At 68.0% G+C, this 19,650-nt stretch carries 22 protein-coding genes and 2 pseudogenes; 11 read left to right on the top strand and 13 right to left on the bottom strand.

Translation table 11 applies throughout. The annotated features are described in order from the left end of the window. Positions 1-510 precede the first annotated feature (510 nt). From ACWCP8_RS36950 to ACWCP8_RS36940, 3 genes are all read right to left on the bottom strand, one after another. The gene (locus ACWCP8_RS36950; protein ID WP_382842785.1) at positions 511-1,167 is read right to left on the bottom strand and encodes a hypothetical protein; all 657 of its coding nucleotides are present in this window, start codon (positions 1,165-1,167) and stop codon (positions 511-513) included. Continuing rightward, entirely contained in the window at positions 1,164-1,364 is a 201-nt protein-coding gene (locus ACWCP8_RS36945; RefSeq protein ID WP_382842786.1) for a DUF5999 family protein, read from the bottom strand. The genes ACWCP8_RS36950 and ACWCP8_RS36945 overlap by 4 nt, the downstream gene beginning before the upstream one ends. Positions 1,365-1,518: 154 nt before the next feature. Next, on the bottom strand, positions 1,519-1,929 hold the full coding sequence (locus ACWCP8_RS36940; protein WP_451120698.1) for a DUF6415 family natural product biosynthesis protein: 411 nt from the start codon (positions 1,927-1,929) through the stop codon (positions 1,519-1,521). 115 nt (positions 1,930-2,044) lie between these two features. On the opposite strand from ACWCP8_RS36940, the gene ACWCP8_RS36935 reads away from it, so the two are divergent. From ACWCP8_RS36935 to ACWCP8_RS36925, 3 genes are all read left to right on the top strand, one after another. Continuing rightward, positions 2,045-2,368 (top strand): hypothetical protein, encoded by a 324-nt coding sequence (locus ACWCP8_RS36935; RefSeq protein WP_451120696.1) that lies wholly within the window; start codon positions 2,045-2,047, stop codon positions 2,366-2,368. 374 nt (positions 2,369-2,742) lie between these two features. After that, positions 2,743-3,702, top strand: a complete 960-nt coding sequence (locus tag ACWCP8_RS36930) for a hypothetical protein (protein ID WP_451120694.1) — start codon at positions 2,743-2,745, stop codon at positions 3,700-3,702. After that, positions 3,689-3,931 (top strand): hypothetical protein, encoded by a 243-nt coding sequence (locus tag ACWCP8_RS36925; RefSeq protein WP_451120692.1) that lies wholly within the window; start codon positions 3,689-3,691, stop codon positions 3,929-3,931. Before ACWCP8_RS36930 ends, ACWCP8_RS36925 begins: the two co-directional genes overlap by 14 nt. Here ACWCP8_RS36925 and ACWCP8_RS36920 read toward each other — a convergent pair whose 3' ends face one another. From ACWCP8_RS36920 to ACWCP8_RS36895, 6 genes are all read right to left on the bottom strand, one after another. After that, positions 3,932-4,948 (bottom strand): NAD-dependent epimerase/dehydratase family protein, encoded by a 1,017-nt coding sequence (locus ACWCP8_RS36920; protein WP_451120690.1) that lies wholly within the window; start codon positions 4,946-4,948, stop codon positions 3,932-3,934. It lies immediately after the preceding gene. Positions 4,949-5,018: 70 nt separating this feature from the next. Further along, positions 5,019-5,396, bottom strand: coding sequence for a toxin Doc (locus ACWCP8_RS36915; protein ID WP_352271384.1), 378 nt, complete (start codon positions 5,394-5,396; stop codon positions 5,019-5,021). Between the two features lie 2 nt (positions 5,397-5,398). Beyond that, on the bottom strand, positions 5,399-5,644 hold the full coding sequence (locus ACWCP8_RS36910; RefSeq protein ID WP_352271382.1) for an antitoxin MazE7: 246 nt from the start codon (positions 5,642-5,644) through the stop codon (positions 5,399-5,401). Between the two features lie 199 nt (positions 5,645-5,843). Beyond that, on the bottom strand, positions 5,844-6,326 hold the full coding sequence (locus tag ACWCP8_RS36905; RefSeq protein WP_382842792.1) for a cupin domain-containing protein: 483 nt from the start codon (positions 6,324-6,326) through the stop codon (positions 5,844-5,846). Between the two features lie 337 nt (positions 6,327-6,663). Beyond that, the gene (locus ACWCP8_RS36900; RefSeq protein ID WP_451120688.1) at positions 6,664-7,539 is read right to left on the bottom strand and encodes a tyrosine-type recombinase/integrase; all 876 of its coding nucleotides are present in this window, start codon (positions 7,537-7,539) and stop codon (positions 6,664-6,666) included. A 184-nt stretch (positions 7,540-7,723) separates the two neighbouring features. After that, positions 7,724-8,059, bottom strand: a complete 336-nt coding sequence (locus ACWCP8_RS36895) for a hypothetical protein (protein WP_352271335.1) — start codon at positions 8,057-8,059, stop codon at positions 7,724-7,726. An 86-nt stretch (positions 8,060-8,145) separates the two neighbouring features. Between ACWCP8_RS36895 and ACWCP8_RS36890 the strand changes: the two are divergent. Both ACWCP8_RS36890 and ACWCP8_RS36885 read left to right on the top strand, forming a co-directional pair. Then, positions 8,146-8,376: pseudogene (locus ACWCP8_RS36890) on the top strand (hypothetical protein); the annotation flags it as partial. A 117-nt stretch (positions 8,377-8,493) separates the two neighbouring features. Next, positions 8,494-10,226 (top strand): annotated as a pseudogene (locus ACWCP8_RS36885) (IS1182 family transposase). 32 nt (positions 10,227-10,258) lie between these two features. On the opposite strand, the gene ACWCP8_RS36880 reads toward ACWCP8_RS36885, so the two are convergent. From ACWCP8_RS36880 to ACWCP8_RS36865, 4 genes are all read right to left on the bottom strand, one after another. After that, the gene (locus ACWCP8_RS36880; RefSeq protein WP_352271339.1) at positions 10,259-11,506 is read right to left on the bottom strand and encodes a hypothetical protein; all 1,248 of its coding nucleotides are present in this window, start codon (positions 11,504-11,506) and stop codon (positions 10,259-10,261) included. A gap of 445 nt (positions 11,507-11,951) precedes the next feature. After that, positions 11,952-12,110: a hypothetical protein gene (locus ACWCP8_RS36875; protein WP_451120685.1), complete on the bottom strand. Its 159-nt coding sequence runs from the start codon at positions 12,108-12,110 to the stop codon at positions 11,952-11,954. Between the two features lie 271 nt (positions 12,111-12,381). Next, positions 12,382-13,215, bottom strand: coding sequence for an ABC transporter permease (locus tag ACWCP8_RS36870; RefSeq protein WP_352271343.1), 834 nt, complete (start codon positions 13,213-13,215; stop codon positions 12,382-12,384). Further along, on the bottom strand, positions 13,212-14,132 hold the full coding sequence (locus tag ACWCP8_RS36865) for an ABC transporter ATP-binding protein (RefSeq protein ID WP_352271345.1): 921 nt from the start codon (positions 14,130-14,132) through the stop codon (positions 13,212-13,214). Before ACWCP8_RS36865 ends, ACWCP8_RS36870 begins: the two co-directional genes overlap by 4 nt. Before the next feature lie 226 nt (positions 14,133-14,358). Between ACWCP8_RS36865 and ACWCP8_RS36860 the strand changes: the two genes are divergently transcribed. The 6 genes from ACWCP8_RS36860 to ACWCP8_RS36835 all read left to right on the top strand — a co-directional run bounded on the left by ACWCP8_RS36860 (position 14,359) and on the right by ACWCP8_RS36835 (position 19,610). Then, positions 14,359-15,534: a sensor histidine kinase gene (locus ACWCP8_RS36860; protein ID WP_352271347.1), complete on the top strand. Its 1,176-nt coding sequence runs from the start codon at positions 14,359-14,361 to the stop codon at positions 15,532-15,534. Next, a complete protein-coding gene (locus ACWCP8_RS36855; RefSeq protein WP_352271349.1) occupies positions 15,531-16,202 on the top strand; it encodes a response regulator transcription factor in 672 nt (223 codons plus the stop codon). Before ACWCP8_RS36860 ends, ACWCP8_RS36855 begins: the two co-directional genes overlap by 4 nt. Positions 16,203-16,553: 351 nt before the next feature. Then, positions 16,554-17,363, top strand: coding sequence for a tyrosine-type recombinase/integrase (locus ACWCP8_RS36850; protein ID WP_451120682.1), 810 nt, complete (start codon positions 16,554-16,556; stop codon positions 17,361-17,363). Further along, positions 17,315-17,689: a tyrosine-type recombinase/integrase gene (locus ACWCP8_RS36845; protein ID WP_451120680.1), complete on the top strand. Its 375-nt coding sequence runs from the start codon at positions 17,315-17,317 to the stop codon at positions 17,687-17,689. Before ACWCP8_RS36850 ends, ACWCP8_RS36845 begins: the two co-directional genes overlap by 49 nt. Continuing rightward, a complete protein-coding gene (locus ACWCP8_RS36840; RefSeq protein WP_451120678.1) occupies positions 17,686-18,774 on the top strand; it encodes a hypothetical protein in 1,089 nt (362 codons plus the stop codon). Before ACWCP8_RS36845 ends, ACWCP8_RS36840 begins: the two co-directional genes overlap by 4 nt. Continuing rightward, entirely contained in the window at positions 18,678-19,610 is a 933-nt protein-coding gene (locus ACWCP8_RS36835) for a tyrosine-type recombinase/integrase (RefSeq protein WP_451120676.1), read from the top strand. Before ACWCP8_RS36840 ends, ACWCP8_RS36835 begins: the two co-directional genes overlap by 97 nt. Positions 19,611-19,650 lie beyond the last annotated feature (40 nt).

The following is a 19,650-nucleotide window of genomic DNA, read 5'->3' as shown; positions in this document are numbered from 1 at the left end:
TGAACCAGCCTGCGATGCGCTCGCAGAATCGGCGTAAGGCTCGGTGTAGAGAACGAAGGTGTGCCAACCGAGGTCGACCTGCTCGCTCGGGCCGAGAGCGGCGCCGGGGTTGGCCGCGCAGGCTGCCAGGAACGCGACCGCGTCGGTCATGATCCGCTCGGCGAGGGGCTGATCCACGCCCTCGTCCTTGACGATCCGGTTGACGAGTCGGCCGAACAGCTCGTCGGAGATGAGGGTACGGGCGTCGGCCCGTACGGGTGCCGCGGTGCTCATGTGATCTCCTTGCTCTGCGTGAATGGTGGCGATGGTGCTCGGATACGAGGCGTCAGCGCCGTGAGGCGGCGGTCCCCTCGCAGTTGATGGCGGCGAGCGCCTGAGCGAGCACTGGTAGCCGTTCGCTGGATGGGGCATCAGATGGGCCGCACTTCTGCGGCAGTGACGATCGCGGCAACGGCAACTAGGAAGACTGTTACTTGGCACACGCGTCGGAGCATGGGCCCTCCAGGACGGTCAGGAAATTGAGTCGAGCGTCGAAAGGCTGTCCAGGTCGACGACCGCGAAGTCCGTCAATGTGCGGACAAGTTGCGAGGCGAGGAACCACCTCAGGACCGGGTCTCGGTACCGCACGGGCACGTCGTCGCCTGCCAGCGCTTTGATCCCGTGGGCGGTCCACTCGTACGGCGTCCCAATGACTCCGTAGAGGGGGGCGCTGCGCACCATCAGAGCGGTGTAGCCCCTCTGGAGGTGCGGGCACTGCTCAACTGCGACGCGCATGTGCGCCAGGCAAACCGGGGGCTGCGAGGTGAGGAGGGTGGTCTCAGATCGCGGATCGCCGTTGGCGGGCGCCAGGAACGGGTATCCCGCGGGTGTTCTGGTGGGGCCTGCGCAGATCTGGCAGTGGAGTTTCGTCATCGTCTCGCGTTGCCTGGCGGGGTGGATCAGCCGCCACTGCGGCTGTCCGGACGGCAGTCCGTCACGACCGATCGACTGCGAGCACCGGCCCCACAGCACACCCAGCGGATCGCGGTCGTCTTGGCTCTCGTCCCAGTAGCCCAGGGCGGAGCGGCCGGCGCCGTCGAAGGAAGCGCGCAGAGCCAGGTACGACTCGGGTTCCTCGCCTTGGCGGGCTGTGATGTACGGGACCAGGCGGCTGACGGCGGTGCTCATGCGGCCGCTCCTGTCAGCACGGTGGGGCGGTGCGGGGCAACGATCTGGCCGTCGGGCAGCAGCTCGCCGGTGTCGTCGAAGAGCACGACCCCGTTGCACAGCAGAGCCCAGCCCAGGACGTCGTCTCGTGCAACCGACCTGGCCGCCTCGCGATCCGACGCGACAGCGGTGGGACAAGGGGTCTTGTGACGGCACATGTGCGTCGCTCTTCCTCTCGGACGTGCTGTGGTGGCCCCTCTTCGGCGGGATTTTCGAAACCGCGGGGGACCGGAATCGCACCGCCGAAGAGGGAGTTTTGGGGCCGCCCGGGGCGGTATCGGTGCGCAGGATTGAGCGAGTTGGGGTCGTGCATCAGTCGGTGTCCTTGATCTGCCGAGCGGAAATCAGGCGTTCGATCAAGTCCGATGTCACCCAGGACAGACGACGGGCGAGCCCAAGAGTCGACTGGTAGTCGCGGGGCACCTGTTCGTCCCGCAGGCTTCGCCCTCGGTCAATGAGCTGCAGCGTCGCGGAATCCGCGGGGAACTTCGGGTCGGCTACCGCGATGGCGCTGAGCTGCTTGACCGTGCTGCGTAGCCGTTGGGCGAGTTCATCGACTTCGCCCGCTCCTGGCATCTGGTCCCCTTGGGCCAGGTCCAGGTCATCGAAGACGGACTCGACGACGAGAGGGTCCCAGGCGCGTACCCGGTCCAGGAGGTGCGCCAGGGCATCCGCGTTGAGCGGGGGAGTCCACTGCGGCTCGGCCGGGCTGTTCGCGCTCACACCGTTCAAGAACGGGGCGGTGGGGAGCATCACTTGCTCTCAGGACCTGTGAGGGCGCCCCAGGCGCGTGTTCGTAAGGGGAGGGTTCTCATGCCGGGACCCGACCGGGCGTCATATGCGCGCGGACAGCTTTGCCGCCTCGCTCGCAGAGGCGCCACGACAGTGCACCGCCAAGCCGGCCGACTTTCCACAGGCCGCGGCCGAGCTCGCCGGCGCACGCTTGCTCAAAGTTCGGGAACGCGGGAAGCGGATCCTCGATGTCGATAAGAAGGGCGTGGGTTTCGGTGATGGCGAGCCGGAGTCGCACGCGTCGGTCCTCGTGGTTCGGACCCGGGTCGGCGTGGGCAACGGCGTTGCCGACCAAGATCCCTACGGCCTCCGTGGCGCCTTCAACGTTCCCCGGCCACCTGAACATCGTCAGCCGCGTCCGTGCGTGTAAGCGAGCGAGCTGCGAGGCACCCGGCAAGAGCTCAGGAGTCCTTGACCATTCCTCGGCGACCGGCGCAGTCCCCGTGAGGGACGTGACCGGTGCCGCCGGCTCGGCGTATCTCGGATGCACGACTCTCACTCCTGGCGTCGGAATGTGTTCGGACCACCACGCTCAGCAGCGGGTGGCGATCAGATTCCTCCCGGCCTGGGTGGCTTCGCCATGGCTTCCGGGGTGGCTTCCACGACACTTATGGGCGACAGACGTGGCCTCGGGGTAGCTTCTAAATGCCTTTTGCACAGGACCTGTTGTCCTGTCGACGGCACGCGGTATCCCCTCGTGAGGAGGGTTCCGTCGACGACTGGTCGAGGACGACGCTCAGAGACTTGGGGGCCGAAGTGGTCAAGCCGAGGACGCTGCTCAAAGTCCTGATTGATCAGCGACAGTGGACGTGGGCGATCTTCGAGCTCGAGTTCGCGAAGGCAGCAGACAAGGTCATCGGCCGCGGGGCGCAGAATCCCACCGTCGGCGAGACGCAGTACCGCCGGTGGACGAGTGGCCAGCTCAAGGGGCTGCCCAGCGCGGATGCTTGCCGCGTCCTGCAGGAGATGTTCCATGTCGAGGCGTCGAGACTTTTCGCGCCCCCGCCGGAGTCGACAGATCCCGATGTACCGACGTTCGACCTGGAAGCCGAGATCGCAATGACCGCACGTGAAGCCCAGGATGATGCCGGTGCCGCTGCCGCATCCTCCGTCTCTGACCTGACCGTCGACCAACTGCGTGACGACCTGCACGCACTGGCCAGGAGTTACGGCAATCAGTCCGCTCGCGACGTCTGGCAGAGAGCCAAGGAACTGCGGGAACAGGCGGAGAACGACCGCGACCGCACTGCCGTCCCGGCCCAACAGCAGGCGTTGCTCATCCTCGCGGGACAGGCGTCCGCCCTGCTGTCCACCGCCGCGTTCGACCTGGGGTCTTTTGACGGTGCAAAGCGGCTGGCGCGCACGGCGGCGCTCTATGGCGAGACCGCGCGGTACGAGCCGCTGCGCGCATACGCAGCGGGGAGCCTGGCCTTCATCGCCTACTACTCCGGCGCGCAGTCGCAGGCGTCCGTTCACGTTCGGCACGCACTCACCTACGGAGGTCTTGGAGATGTTGCGGTGCGGCGTCTCCACTCGATCGAGGCTCGGGCGTATGGGCACCTCGGGGATGCGGAGTCAGCCCGACGCGCATTGAGCATGTCGGAGGAGGTGGGGACCGACGCAACGGACGAGCTGCACGACTCAGTCGGCGGTGAGTTCGGGTTCAGCGACGAGCGGCTGGCCATGTCGAATGCTGTCGAATGATCTGGAGGGTGCTGCAGAAGCCCTTGAGGTGATGTTGTCGATCACCACCACGCATCGGGCAACCGGGCTCGTGGCAAGGGCCATGGAGTTGCGGCGAGCACTCACCCGGCGGCACCTGCAGGGCACGGCGCTTGCCGCCGATCTCGGCGAGCGGCTGGAGGACTTCACTCGTCTTCCGGGCCAGTGTCAGCTTGTTCCCCCGTATGGAGTGCTGGCGCTGGATGCCTGATCAGAGGGAGGCGAGGATCTTCGCTTCCTTCTCGGGGGCGATCCCGTGTTCTGCCCACCGCGGGTGGTCCACGGGGCGGCCATCGTTCTGCAGCCAGTTCCAGGTGTCACGGATGGTCTCGTGCAGGGGTCGGCAGCGGAGTCCTGCGGCTGCGGCCCGGCTCGAGTCCACTGACCAGACGCCGCTGTGGGTGCGCCACAGGGGGAGTTCGGTCCATTGCTTCACGCCGTGGTCGATGAGGACCGAGGGGTCGACCCATACGGGGCGCCCGGCTCCGCCCGTGGTCTCCAGGCAGATACCCAGGAAGTCCTCGAACGTGATGCCGTCCGGGTGCGCGACGTTGTAGCTCCCAGACGTGATTTCGCCGATGGCCTGGTCCAGCGCGAACGCAGCAACGTCGCGAACGTCCACGGGCTGGATCCGCCGCTGGGCCGGCGCTGGCGCTACAAAGGGGCCTCCCTGGTGCGCACGGCGCAGCCACCATGGCAGGCGTCCCACGTATTCGCCGGGGCCGAGGATCACGCCAGGGCGGAGGAACACGGCTCGGCCGGCGAACGACTCGGTCACGGCACGCTCGCCGCCCGCTTTCTGGAAGCCGTAGATGGTGGGACTGCCGTCCTCGCCGGTGTAGCCGTAGTTCTCATCCGAGTCCGCTGGGCACTCGAGCAGTTCGGAGTCGTCGGCCAGACGGCTGTGGGGCCAGCCCCTGTATACGGACACCGTGGAGAGGTGAATCCAGCGGGCAGCACAGTCCTTCAGCGTCGAGGTTGCCAATAGCACGTCGCGTGGTGGCAGATCGGAACTCGAGGTGTCGATGACTGCATCCCACGGGCCGCGCGCTGCGAGCGTTCGAACATCGTCGATGACGGTTCGGTCCCCGTGAACAGGCCTGACCCCGGGTACGTCCTTCCCGGAGCGGCCCCGGTTGAAGGTGGTCACGTCCAACCCTCTGGCCAGGGCCGCTTCGGCAATGTGCTTGCCCAGGAACCAGGTACCACCCATCACGAGGAGTCTCATGCTCAGAGATCTTGCCAAGTGGATGCCGCTGAACGAAAGAGCACCCGTGGCTCCCCCGACGGGCAGATGGTCAGGAAGCGCGCCAGGACCGCAGACGATCGGCGATGTCGAAGGTGTCCAGCCGCAGGGCCTTGATGTCCTCGATCAGTTGAATCCACTGGCCTTGACTCGCGTCGACGGTCTCGCCGGAGGCCGCGATGTACGCCACGGCGACCGTGTACCCGTACAGCTCGTTCCTTCCGGGCAGCGGCCGCGTCAGGACGATCGTGTCGAGCAGAGCTGCGGCCCGCCAGTAGGCATCGGGGTCGGCCATGTCCAGGTGGGGCGTGTTGACGCGATGCCGGGCGACGGCCGCGACAAGCCCTGAGTAGTCGCGGACCTGCAGGTTCTTGCCGAGCACGCGTTCTTGCCGGTCCAGGAGCCACCGGACGTCGATGTGCAGTTCCAAGATCAGGCCGCCCGGCTACTGGCCGGGGCCTCGGGGAGGCCGCCGAACGCCTTGTCGAAGGCGTCGACGAATCCCGGACGATCGAGCGCGGCGTCGAACGCGGCGGTCGCCCGACCGAGCAGCGCCTGGTGCTCTTCTTGGCGGGAGAGGTCCTCGAGGTAGGCGGCGAGACTCATGCCGCGGGCCTTGGCGAGAGCCGCGAGGCGGTCCCTTGTGTCCGTGGTGATTCGTACGCTGGTGTCAGCCATGCCGCCAGTATGCACCCACGCATGTGTCCACGCATACACCCCGCCTTGGCCGGGCGTGAGTAGTTGAGGTGCAGGAAATCCCGGCGAGATTGATCTTGGGCGGCTAGCGCATCTGCCGGGGACTGACGGGCCGCACCGGCCGGGGCGCTTTCGGGCACTCCCGGGCGTGTGACGCAGGGGCCGCAGCACTCGGTGCAGCCTAGTCGTCGAGCATGTCGGTGGTGTTGTACTGGTCGTGCCTGATCCGGAAGGCTTTCAGCTCTTCGCTGCTGCGCTGTGAGTACTCCTCCAACTTCTCGAAGTACTCCTCCCTGGGAGCTCCCGGTGTGAAGAGCAGCAACAGCGACACCGGGTCGTCGCTGTCGTTCTGGAAGGCGTGGAGCCCGCCGGGCGGTACGTAGAGGAAGTTTCCCTCGCCTCCTGTGACCCACCGTTCGCCGTTGTAGAGCCGGATCTCGCCGGACAGGACGTAGAAGGACTCGGAAATCGTACGGTGGAAGTGTTCCGTGGCGCCCATGGCCTTCGGTCCCATGTCGATCTTGTACAGGCCGAACTCGCCGTTGGTGTTCTCCTGCTTGGCCACGTAGCTGATGAAGCCGGTGTCGGGCTCCGGGGATGCAGGCCGGAGCAGTGCGCTGACCTGGCCCCTTTGGCCGAGATAGCGGGGCTCTGGATAGGACATGGCGACTTCCTTTCGGGTCGGCCTTAGGCACCGCACAGGAGGGGCCTCGGCAGGCGTCATGCAGCACCCCACTGAGCCGATCCCGATCGAATCGGCCACGCACCGGACCGCAGAGCCGGTCCGCCGGAGGCTGCGCCCTCCTTCAGCAAACCTTTTTCTTCTGAAGATCGCTCTGTGGAGCCGCTCGAACCCCGCAGGGTCTTCAAAAACCCCTTGGGGCGCGCGCTGGCGCCATCCCCCGCCAGCTCGAAGCCCCGTGAAGTAGGCGAACCCCAGCAAGATCAATCTCACCGGCATTTCCTGTCCCTCAACTACTCACACTCGTTGACCTGCATCTTTATGGCTCCGCAATGTCTTCCTTGAACCTGCCGAAGAGCGGAACGGCGTCGAGTGGATCGGTCTCGGTGGCGTCGACGGTGCCGTCCGGCCGGTTGTAGCGGGAGTCGGGCAGCGGAGATTTCTCGCCCCAGTCGCCCGCTTCGCGCCGGTCTGCGAGGGGGATCTTGGCGCGCTTCATGTCGGTGTTCGGGCCGGCCCGCAGGGAGTGGCTCGTCACCTTCAGGCCGTTGATGTAGGTCACTCCGGCGGCGGCCGCGCGCTTCTTCACGATCTCGTTGATCGCTCTGCCGGACAGGTGCAGGCCGCGCACCGTGGCGTTGCTGCGCCCCTTCAGGTTGCCCGTCGTCGACAGGGCCCGGAAGAGAGGAAGGGTCGGGTTGTCGGCGTCGAGCTCGCGCAGGTCGCCGAGCCAGGCCCGTACGCGCCGGACGATCTGCAGGTCGGCCCGGTCGCGGATGAACCGCCACTTACCCTCGCCGTCGCGGCGGGTCTTGGACTTCGCGGTGTAGACCCACACTCCGTCGTCAGCCACGCGGAGGTTCTTCACGAGCAGGTCGGCGACCTCGATTCCGCGGGACAGCTTGCCGTAGGCGACGGCGAGCATGGCCGCGTCCCGGCGCCCGATCCGGGTGATCTCGTCGATCTTGTCGAGTACCTGGACCAGGTAGAAGAGGGTGAGGCCCGCGGCCTCATCCCGTTCGCCGCCGGCCGGGATGTACTCCTCGAGGCGGTAGTCCTCGATCATCTGCCGGACGAGGGAGCCGTCAGGCCGCTCGCCCGCGGGGTACCAGGTGACGATGCGGGAGAGGTAGGCGAGCAGGCTGCCGACCCCGCCCTCGACGCCCTGTACGAGACGCTGCGCCTGTATCAGCACGGTCCGTTCAGCGTGTCCTGCCCCCTACTGCCACGTGCCGCCCGGCGAACTGTGGCCGACTGCACCGCGGTGTTCGACTGGGTACAGCCCTGGCCCCCGAGCCGGAAGCGAGTCGCCGGGCCGGCTGTCTTGCCCCCATGGACCCCGGGTGTGAGTAGTTGAGGTACAGGAAGTAGCCGCCGCGCTACGGTGCCGGCAACTTGCCCTTCTGGTCTGGGCACTCGACCAGCACCGCGGCCGATACCAGCGCGGCTGCCTCCTTCGCCGAGAAGCCGGTCTTGGCATACGCGACCGCGTCGTCGTACGACCCCTTCTTCAACTGGTCGCACAGCTCGGCCCCCTCGTCTCCGAGGGTGCCGGCGAGGTCGTCCGTCTTCATGCCGCCGAAGTCGTCCGGGTCGGCGGCCGCCGCGGCGTCGGCGTACTTCTTCTGGTCGGCGGACGGTCCACTCGACCCGCAGCCGACGAGGAGCGCGCCGGCAAGGACGGCGCCGGCCGCCATGGTGATCGTCTTTCTCATGCGGGTCATCCTCGCCGCCGCGACGCGCGTACGAGGATGCCGTGACGGGGCTGTGACGAACCCGCGGTGCCGTCAATCCGCCGTTCGCGTACACGATGGGGCTCGGCGCCCGGCCCGGCCGCGCGTACGAACTCGCGTGCACCACCCTGCCCGCCGAAACGGCCTGCAGCGTGCTGAACAACGCTGCCGCGCAGCTCGTCACCGATCTACTCGACACCGTCGACGGCCTGGAGCTCGACGAGGCCCTGATCGGCCACACAGTCCGTCTGCGGCGGGTGGAGGACACCAGCGGGTTCACGGGCATGGGGTGCCGGTAAGAACTCTGTCACCGATCCTGCTGGCCAATTGCATTGCTGGTCGGCTGTGTTGCTCGTTGGCTCCGTATAGCGGTCGCGTCTTCCGTCATCGGCCGCAGGGTGGGGTGTGGGGTGTCGATGCAGGCGCGGCCGTGGCCGCAGGTGCCGGAAGCGACCGGGCGGGCAGCACGGGCCGCAGCGGCGCGAGGACCGTATCCGTTGGCGATGAGGATCCGTGACGAGCTCGGTGAACTGTTCTCGGACGCCGAGTTCGCCCAGGCATTCGGGGTGCGGGGGCGGCGGGGCTGGTCGCCGGGGCTGTTGGCGCTGGTGACGGTGCTGCAGTTCGCCGAGAACCTCACCGACCGGGCCGCGGCGCATCGGGTGCGGTTCGGGATGGACGTCAAGTACGCACTGGGTATGGAGCTGGACGATCCCGGGTTCGACGCCTCGGTGTTGTCCGAGTTCCGCGCCCGCCTCGTCGAACACGGCTTGGAGGAGCGGGCGCTGGACCTGCTGCTGACCACGTTGAAGGACAAGGGCCTGGTGAAGGCGGGCGGGCAGCAGCGGACCGACTCCACTCGTGTGCTGGCCGCGGTGCGGGACTTGAACCGGTTGGAACTGGCCGGGGAGACCCTGCGCGCCGCGTTGGAGTCCCTGGCATGCGCGGCGCCCGACTGGCTGGCCGAGGCGGTGCCGATTCGACAATGGACGGAGCGGTACGGGCCGCGGATCAACTCCTGGCAACTGCCGTCGTCCCAGGCCCAGCGCACCGAGCTGGCGCTGGCCTACGGTCGGGACGGCTTCGCGCTCCTGGAAGCGGCGCACGCCGCGGACGCACTGGTGTGGCTGCGGGAACTCCCGGCGGTGCAGGTCCTGCGGGCGGTGTGGCTGCAGAACTACACGCGCACGGTCAGTGAGACGGGGCGGGAAGTGAAGCGGCGAGAGAGGGAGGATCTCCCGCCGAGCAGACTGCGACTGACCTCGCCGTACGACCTGGATGCGCGCTACGGCCTCAAACAGGGCTCATGGTGGACCGGCTACAAGGTCCACATCAGCGAGACCTGCGACCCTGAGGAAGAGAAAGAGAACATCCCGGCTGACGGCGGGACGGCACCCGGGTCCGGATCAGATGCGGCCGGCCCACTGCGCATCATCACCAACATCGCGACCACCGATGCCACCGTGACCGACGCGGAGATGACCGAACCGGTCCACCACATGCTCGCCGCCCGCGACCTGCTGCCTGCCGAGCACTATCTGGACTCCGGCTACCCCTCAGCCGAGCTGATCGTCGGTATGAAGCAGAGCTTCGGCGTCACTCTGGTCACCCCGGTCCTGCTGGACAGCTCACCCCAGGCCCGCTCCGGCGCCGGGTTCAGCCGCACCGCCTTCACCATCGACTGGGACAACCGACAGGCCACCTGCCCGCGCGGGCACACCAGCACCTGGTGGAGCCCCGCCGTCCAACGCGGCACCAAAGCGATCGTGGTCAAGTTCGACAAGGAGACCTGTCATCCCTGCCCAGTCCGCGACAAATACACCCGAGCCAGAAGCGGCGGCCGCACACTCTCCCTGCGCTCCCGCGATCAACAGCAGGTCCTCGATGAGGCCCGCACTCAGCAGACCAGTCAGGAATGGCGGGCCAAGTACGCCACCCGCGCGGCGTCGAGGGCACCATCCACCAGGCCGTCGCCGTCACTGGCATGAGACGCGCCCGCTACCGCGGCCTGCAGAAGACTCATCTGGAACACGCGTACTCGGCGGTCACGCTCAACCTCATCCGCCTCGACGCCTGGTGGAATGGCCATCCCCTTGACCGAACCCGCAGCAGCCACCTCGCCCGACTCGACCTCTCCCTTAGCGCATGATGGGGACGCGCGGAATGTTGTATTTCCTTCGGTCAGCCGCCGAAGAGGGAGGTACCGAACGCGATGGTGGCTGCGAGGCCCTGGTCCGTGCCCGCTGCAACCAGCTCGGGCGGCACCATTCGGAGAAGCCTCCGGAAGATCCTCCCCCCGCTCTGCGGATCGGCTCCATCCCGCTCCAGTTCGTCAATGTCCTGGTTGAAGTCCTCAGCGTCCTGAGGGGAGAGCCCGAGGTTCGGTGCAATCGCCCGGAGCTGGGCAACGAGCGTAGCGAGACCTTGAGCGTCAATGCCTTGGTTCACGGTCTGGGTGTTGCCGCCTCCGGTGGCCAGGTTGGAGCCGGGGGCATCCCCGTGTACGTAATTGCTGTTGTTGCCGTAGTAGTTGGTAACCCTCTGGGTCGCCGGTCGCTGGTTGGTCATGAAGGTCCTCAGCATCTTTTTGGAGAGCACGAAGTCGATGCCCTCGGCGGTCGGTGCAATATGCGTGGCATTGGCTCCGGGAGCCCGTTGGACCTTCAGGATGCCTTTGTCTTCGAGATAGCTGACAGCGGCATCCACTTCGCCCCAGGTCATCGCGGCGCCGCGGAACCACCACTGGTCGCACGCGGCGAACGTCTGAAGACTGGCCCAGTCCCCCGAGCGTGCGCTCTGATATGCCCAGCGAGGCAGGACGTTGTGCAGGTACGTTTCACGATCGGCCCGGGAATCCGGTCGCTGGTTGGTCATGAAGGTCCTCAGCATCTTTTTGGAGAGCACGAAGTCGATGCCCTCGGCGGTCGGTGCAATATGCGTGGCATTGGCTCCGGGAGCCCGTTGGACCTTCAGGATGCCTTTGTCTTCGAGATAGCTGACAGCGGCATCCACTTCGCCCCAGGTCATCGCGGCGCCGCGGAACCACCACTGGTCGCACGCGGCGAACGTCTGAAGACTGGCCCAGTCCCCCGAGCGTGCGCTCTGATATGCCCAGCGAGGCAGGACGTAGTGCAGGTACGTTTCACGATCGGCCCGGGAATGAGGGTGGTCCCGCAACTCTTGAGCCCTGGCCACTCCTAGCGGAGTCAGCCGGATCATGGGGGAGCTACCGTCGGCCCGGTCGACCGCGCGTTCCGCCCAACCGAATGTGATCACCCACGAGACGATCCCCTGCTCATCGGCCGGGTCCTGCAGGGCAGTAGCCAGGATCTGCTCCGCATCCAGAATCCCATCCAGATCACCCCTGAGAGCGTCGAGAGCACATTGGAGAAACTGCTCGACGTTCCGGGCGTGCCGCTTCCATGTCATGACTCCCAATCGTAAGGGCCTGTCCCGTCTGCCCTCTTGATCGCCTGATTGCGATCGCACGTGGGCGGTATGGCGCGGCGGGCGGCCTGCAGAAGACTCATCTGGAACACGCGTACTCGGCGGTCACGCTCAACCTCATCCGCCTCGACGCCTGGTGGAATGGCCATCCCCTTGACCGAACCCGCAGCAGCCACCTCGCCCGACTCGACTGGTGGGCTATGCGGCACGGGCAAGCGCAGCCGCCCTGCCCCCACTTGCCCGTCTCGATGTTGTCGGGCGCCCACACTGTGCGCCGCACCTCTCGCCCGCCGTACGTGGTGGCTGTGTAGCCATCAAAGTCGCGTTCCATGGCGCCTCCCCAGAATCTGCACTAATCCTGCGGATTCTCACATGAGGCGGGCGGTCCTTCGGCGGCCGGTCTCGACGGATGCGCTGCGCGGTCCGACTACCCCCTGTTCGGCTCCACCTTGCTGCAGTGCGCCACCTTCGGGCGCACTTCCTGCGGCCACCAGTAGGCCCGGCGAGTGACCATCGTCGACCCGTCCACGTCGAGGGTCACGTGGTACGAGACGCGCCTGTCGGCGTAGTCGTGGCGGGTGTCCACAGCCGCGTAGCGCCACTTCCCTTCGCCCGCACGTACAGTCCCGGCCGGTCCCTACAGGCCGCGTTCACAGCGTCGGCGCCAGCCCGTGCTCGGGGCGCCACGGCGGCGCCTGCTCCGGCTCGTCGCTGCTGGTCATGCTCCGAAGAGTAGGCAGGCGCGGTACACCGCGCGACGTAAGCGAACGGGGCCCTGCAGCATCCCGGCGATCTGCTCCCTATGGTTGGCCGCACCTGTGCCTCCGGGGTGCGATACGCGCGTTTCGGAGGCGCGTTCACACGTCGCGGTGCCGTACGACGACCACCGCGAGAGCGACCGCGACCAGCGGCCAGAGGCCGTACACGATCCAGGAGCCGGGGAGCGTGGCGGTGTAGCCCAGGGATCCGGGATCCGGCTCCCAAGTTTGGACCAGACGAGTCCAGGCGGCCGACACCATCGTGTGTTTGACGTCCGCCGACCAGCGGTTACTCTCCGAGAACATGGTGGGCAGCATCAGCAGGGTGAAGACGCTGGTGAGCATGGTCCCGGCGGCATGCCGGAGCAGAACGCCGAGGCCTAGACCGACCAAGGCACACACCGGAGCCAGCAACGCGGATGCCACCAGCGGACGGAACACGTCGGAGTGGGTGATCGGAACGCTGGCATCGTGCCCGTCCAGGATGGCCTGGGAGACCAGGAAGGATCCGATGGAGGCGGCCGTGCCGACCGCGGTCCACAGCACGGCGGTGACGACTGCCTTGGCCAGCACCACCGCACCACGGGCGGGGACGGCCACGGTGGTGGTGCGGATCAGCCCGCTGCTGTACTCGCTCACGACGGTGAGGGCGCCCATGCTGCCGGCGACGAGCATCAGCGTCATGTAACCGGTCGACGGGAAGGCGTCGTAGGCCAGGAAACTACCGGGTTCGGAGCCCGCGGCCTTGTCCGCCAGTGTGGCCACGGCGCCGGACCCGATGACGAACAGGGTGATGAAGGCGAGGGCCCACGGGGTGGAGCGCAAGGACCGCATCTTGATCCACTCGGAGGCGATCAGGTCGCGGAAGCGGGCGGGCGGCTCGGCGAGGGACGCGGCCGAAGTGGTCGCGGGGGCGGATGTTTGTGTGGTCATCGGGGCTGTCCTGCCTGGTATTCGACGCTGTCGGCGGTGAGTTCCATGAAGGCCTCCTCCAGCGAGGCGGTTCGGGAGGTCAGCTCGTTCAACAGGATCCCGTTCTCGAAGGCGAGCGCGGCGATCCGGTCCGTCGGCAGTCCGGTCACGGCGAGCTTCTCGGCGCCCGCCGATCCCTCCGGCTCGACCGATGCGCCGGCGGCGGTCAGCACCGTCGTCAGCTCGGCGGCCTGCCGCGTGCCCACCACCACTCCGAGGCCGGTGCTGCGGGCCGCGAAGTCCCGTACCGATTCGGCAGCGATGAGCCGGCCTCGGCCGATGACGACGAGCTGGTCGGCGGTGTTCTCCATCTCCGACATGAGGTGGCTGGAGAGGAAGACCGTGCGGCCCTCGGCCGCGAGGCGCTGGAAGAGGCGGCGCATCCAGAGCACGCCCTCCGGGTCCAGGCCGTTGACCGGTTCGTCGAACATCAGCACCGGCGGGTCGCCGAGCAGGGCGGTGGCGACTCCGAGGCGCTGCTTCATGCCGAGCGAGAACCCGCCGATGCGGCGGTTCGCCGCGTCGGTCAATCCCACTTCGTGCAGGACCTTGTCCACACGGCGCGGGGAGATCCCGTTGCTGCGGGCCAGGGCGGACAGGTGGGCCGTGGCGGTGCGTCCGCCGTGGACCTGACCCGCGTCGAGGAGGGCGCCGACGTGCCGCAGTCCCCGGGCGTGGCTGCGGAAGGGGACTCCGCTGGCGGTGGCGGTGCCCGAGGTGGGGGCTTCCAGGCCGAGGATCATGCGCAGGGTGGTGGACTTTCCGGCTCCGTTGGGGCCGAGGAAGCCGGTGACCTGGCCCGGCTGCACGGTGAAGGACAGCTGGTCGACGGCGGTCTTGCCGCCGTAGCGCTTGGTGAGTTCGTTGACTTCGATCACATGGACAACCCTTGCCGGGAGGGCCCCGTCCGGTCATGGGGCCGTGGGCGGCAATCCCGTGGCCGCCTTCGCCCGTGGGCGTACGTCCACGGGCCGATGCCGCAGGGTCAGCGGCTGGATAGCCTCGCGGGATGAACGACATACCGACCACCCCGTTGCCTGGGCGCGTCGCAGGGCACGACCTTTCTCTTGTGTGGGCACATCGCCTCGAGAGGACACACCGCCGATGACGAGAACGAAGGTCATGGCCTGGGTGGGGGGTGTTCTGTACGTCCTCGCGGTGGGTCTGCTCATAGGAGGTGCGCCGCGGGCTTCGGGCACGGTCCACGGCATTGGGGCACTGCTGGCGGCGAGCCTGCTCGTCGGTGTCCTGCGACGCGGGCCGGTCCTGGCCCTGGCCATGGCGCTCTTCGGATCCACGGCCGTGGTGGTGGGTCCCCCGAGCTCCGCCGGTGTGGATCTGTCGGCTTCGTACCAGGGCCAGTTCCTGTCGTATCTGGCGGTGGACCTCGTCCTGGGCTTCATCGTCGCCACCCGCGCGCGGCGGGCTTCGACCGTTGCCGCGGCCACATCCCTCGTCGTCCAGCTCCTGCTCGTCGGCGGCTTTGCGCACGGCGACAGCCTGACCGTCAACCTCGTGATCACCCTCCTGGCGATGGCCGCGGCCTGCACGGTCGGTCTGCTGAGCCGCGAGCGCCGCGAGCACGCGGTGGAGCTGCGCGCGCAGGAGGTGGCCGAGGCCGTCATCGCCGAACGGCTGCGGATCGCACGGGAGTTGCACGACATGGTCGCGCACAGCATCGGCATCATCGCCATCCAGGCCGGGGTGGGAAGCCGGGTCATCCGGACACAGCCCGCGGAGGCCCACGAGGCGCTGCGAGCCATCGAAGCCACCAGCAGAGAGACCTTGTCGGGCCTGCGGCGCACGCTGGTGGCACTCCGCCAGGCTGACCCGGACGCAGAGGTTTCGGGGCGGGCACCGATCACGCCTTCGCCCGGTCTTGCGGACCTCGAACGGCTGGCGGCGACGACGGCGGACGCCGGCGTACGCGTCGATGTACGCCGCGGCGGGGAACAGCGCCCGCTGCCCGCCGACATCGACCTGTCGGCCTACCGTATCGTCCAGGAGGCGCTGACCAATGTGGTCCGCCACGCGGGCACCGGACACTGCCGGGTGACCATCGAGTACGGGGACGGGGAACTATCCGTGGAAATCGTCGACGACGGGCGCGGCGCCACCGAGGACGGCCCGGCCCACGGCTTCGGCATCGTGGGCATGCGCGAGCGGGTCGCTCTGCTGCACGGCCGCCTCAGCGCCGGGCCGCGTCCCGAGGGCGGCTTCCGGGTGGCGGCGCGGCTGCCCCTGCCCGACCTCGCCGTAGTTCCGGTGGAGGCCCGATGACCGGCAGTCCCGTACGCGTCCTGCTCGTCGACGACCAGCCGCTGGTGCGGTCCGGCCTGCGCGTGATCATGGCCGACCACCCCGACCTGGAGGTCGTCGGTGAGGCGTCCACCGGCGCCGAGGCGGTCCAACTGGTTGGGGACATATGCCCCGACGTCGTGGTGATGGACATCCGGATGCCCGGCATGGACGGGATCGAGGCCACTCGACTGATCACCGCCGGTCCGGCGACCGCCCGCGTCCTCGTCCTGACCACCTTCGACGAGGACGACCACGTCTACGGTGCGCTCCGGGCCGGAGCGAGCGGCTTCATGGTCAAGGACATGGCGCTCGACGACATCCTCGCGGCGATCCGCGTGGTCGCCGCCGGCGACGCGCTGATCGCCCCGCGTGTCACGCGTCGTCTGATCGCAGAGTTCGCCGTGCGCCCCGAAGCCGCCCCGGCACGCTCCCCACGGCTGGTCGAGGGCATCACCGAGCGGGAACGGGAAGTTCTGACCCTGGTCGGGCGCGGCCGGTCGAACACCGAGATCGCGGAGGACCTCTTCATCACGGTGGCCACCGCCAAGTCGCACGTGTCGCGCCTGCTCACCAAATTGGGCGCCCGGGACCGGGTTCAGCTCGTGATCACCGCCTATGAGACGGGGCTCGTCACGCTGCCCGGCTGAGCGCGTCTGACAGCAACACCGGTTTCCTGGTCCGTTCCTCGCACAGCCCTGCCGCCGCTCACGACGTTGCCCGGGACTCTTCAGCGTCCCGGGCAACGTCGTCTTCGGCACGGCTCCGGCCAGGCCCGGAGCGTCACGCTGGGATGCTTGCTGCCTCCCCCTGCGGAGTGCGTGGGCCGGGCACCGTCGCCCGGACGGACAGGTCCAGATCGAGACGGCTGTTCATGTCCAGCTCGAACCGGCCGTAGATCTCCTTATCTGGACACCTTTGAGTGACGCCTGAAGTGGCACCGTGGCGATCGAGGTGCGGGGTTCGTTGGGCCACCTGAGTGCAGGCTCGGGGAGGCCGGTGTGCGGGTGGTCAAGGAACGCGATGGCGGTGTCGTACGGCGAGTCCGGTTGGTCGACGGCAATGGTGAGCCGGTCGTGGCGGCCTGCTGGTTTCTGGACCATCTGGTCGACCGGGGTTTCTCGCCGCACACGATCTGCGCGTACGCGTACGACCTGCGGCGCCTGTTTACCTTCCTCGCTGCTGAGGGCATGGACTGGTTCGAGTTCCGGGGCCCGGATGCCTTGCGGCTGCTGGCGTTCCTGCGGCGGGCACCGTCGCGGCGGCCGGCCCAGCGGCTGGGCCTGACGGTGGTGGTCGGCGGCCCGGAGGCGCCGGGCAGTCTGCTCGCTCCGGCGACGGTGAACCGGATCTTGGCCGCAGTCTCCAGCTTCTACGACTGGGCGGTGGTCGCCGAGGAGTACGACGGCGACTCCCCGATGCAGAAGCGCCTTGACCCGGCACTTGCCCTGGTGCCGGACCGGCATCAGCCGTTCATGGGCCGCGCGAGCCGTCAGCACCCGATGCGCCGCACGGTGACGGTCAAGCAGCCGCGGCGACTGCCGCGTCCGGTGGACGAGGCGGTGCTGGAGCAGTTCATCGGCAGTCTGAAGCGGATGCGGGACCTGGCGGTGTTCCTGCTGATGCTGGACGGCGGGCTGCGGCCGGGCGAGGTGCTGTCGCTGCATCTGGACGACATCTCCTACGGCCGCCGCCGGGTGACGGTCCGTAAGCGCGACGACCACCCACGGGGGTCCGTGGCAAGTCCCGCACCGAACGGGTCGTGGACCTGCACGAGCCACGCACCCTGGACGCGGTCAACCGCTACGTAATGCACGAGCGCCCGCTCGACGCGACCAGCCCGTTCGCGTTCCTGGTTGGAGGAAAGGGCACCCGCCGCCTGGAGCCGCTGGGCTACGACGCGGTGGTGCGGCTGTTCGCGCGGCGGCTGGACAAGCTCGGTCTGCGCACGCCGGAGACCACGCCGCACGCGCTGCGACACACTCACGCCACCGCGATGTGGGAGGGCGGGATGCGGGAGCTGTCGCTGCAGAAGCGATTGCGGCACGCTTCGCCGGAGTCGACGAAGGTTTACACCCGCGTCTCCGACGAGGCCGTGCTGGCTGACTACACCCGCGCGCTGGAGGGCAACCAGTGACCGCGCTCGCCCTGGCACCCGCCCCGGAACCGGACCGCCGCCGGTGCCACGCGCCGAGGGAGGAGTACTTCGCCTGGGTCCGCGTGACGTTCGCCGATGCTCCGGCGTCGGTCAAGTCCCGCCGCTACTTCGACAACCGCTTCCTCAAGTACTGGCCGGACTTGGAGGACTGGTTCGCCGAGCCTCTGCTGGTCCGCCTGGACCTGCACGGACGCGATCCGCATGAGTCCGGCAAACGCATCGGGCCGTCCCACGAGGCAGGCCCCTACCTCTGCTACCTGTCACTGGTGCACGGCCTCCGGCTGGACGCCGACTACGTCCTCAGCCGCAACTTCGACAGCCTGTTCGTCCCCAAGGTCGCCGCCGGCCTCGGCCTGGACCTGGATCTGCTCGATTCGCTCTCGGCCCGCATGCTTCAGCTCGGCTATGCGCCTGTCAGCGGCCGGTCCGTCCTCACCTGGACCTTCACCCGCCTTCTGCTGATGCGCGGCGACCCCGATCTGCGCGCGATCCGGCTCGACGACCTCACCGCGCTCGCCGAGGAGATCAAGCGCTACTGCGCCCGGCCGGAGGCCGGGTTCGTGCGGGCCAGCCATGTCTCCAACGCACGCCGCCGCATGCCCATGGACCAGCTCGCCGAGATCTACCAGAAGGCGTGTCTGACCAGGCTGCACGGCGTCCATGTGCTGCTGTTCAATATCGGGCAGGTGCCCGAGCCGCCGTTCCACGGCCTGAAGACCGCCGAACTCTGGCGGACCGCACTCACCCCTCCCGAGACACCGTCGGCGCTCGCAGCTCCGGTGTCGCGCTGGTTGTCTGGACGGTTGCAGACCAGCGACCGCGCGGAGTCGGTCCGCCACTCACGCGACGCCTTCCGCTACTTCCTGCGCTGGCTCGCCCAGGCCGGCCACTCCTCGGCCGGTCGGACATGCCCAAACTCCCCTCCGCACTGCCGCGGTTCATCCCCCGGGCCGAGCTGGACCGCCTCATGGAAGCGGTCGAGGAACTCGACGACCCGCACCAACGAGCGGCTCTGCTTCTGCTGCGCTGGAGCGGCGCCCGGCGCGGGGAGATCGCACGGCTGACCCTGGACTGCCTGGATGCCTACCCCGACGGCTATCCGCGGCTGCGGATCCCGGTCGGCAAGACCTACACCGAGCGCATGGTTCCCCTGCACCCCAAAGCAGCGGACGCCCTGCGGGAGCTGATCGACGCGGCCAAGGCCGCGAACGCCGCAGCCCGCCACGACGCATGGGCCCAGCGGCCGGTCCGCTACGTATTCATGCGGCGGGGCAAGCCCATGGGCCGTCATTTCCTCTACGCGGACGCCCTGGAGATCGCCTGCCGCAAGGCCGGGCTCCTCGACGGCGACGGCAATCTCACCGTGACCGCCCATCGGTTTCGCCACACGGTCGGCACCCAGCTCGCCGAAGGCGGCTGCCAGATCCAGACGATCATGGCGATCCTCGGGCACCGCAACGCGCAGATGTCCGCCACCTACTCCCACATCAGTGACCCCGTCCTGAAGGAGCAGTACGAGAAGGTCATCGCCGCCGGTGGACGGATCGCGGGCCCGGCTGCGGCGGAACTGCTGACCAGCCGGATCGGCGAGGACACCCTGAACTGGCTCAAGACCAACTTCTTCAAGACCGAACTCGAACTCGGCCACTGCCTGCGGGCACCCGCCGAAGGCCCTTGCGAGTGCGACCTCTACCTCCGCTGTTCAAAGTTCCTCACCACGAGCGAGTACGCACCGCGCCTGCGGTCCCGGCTCGCCCGTGAACAGCAGCTCGCCCAGGACGCCGTCGAACGCGGTTGGCCCCGCGAAGTCGAACGGCACAACGCCATCGCCGAACGGATCCGCGGCCTCCTTGCAGATCTCGGAGAGAGTACCGAACCCGGCTCTGACGATCACTGTTGATCGGTTCGTTCCGGCAGCCTGAACGAGAGCCCGACGGATA

The organism is Streptomyces sp. NPDC002206 (assembly GCF_053593595.1).
Note: the sequence above shows the minus strand (reverse complement) of the source record. Positions and strands in the feature narration are given on the sequence as shown.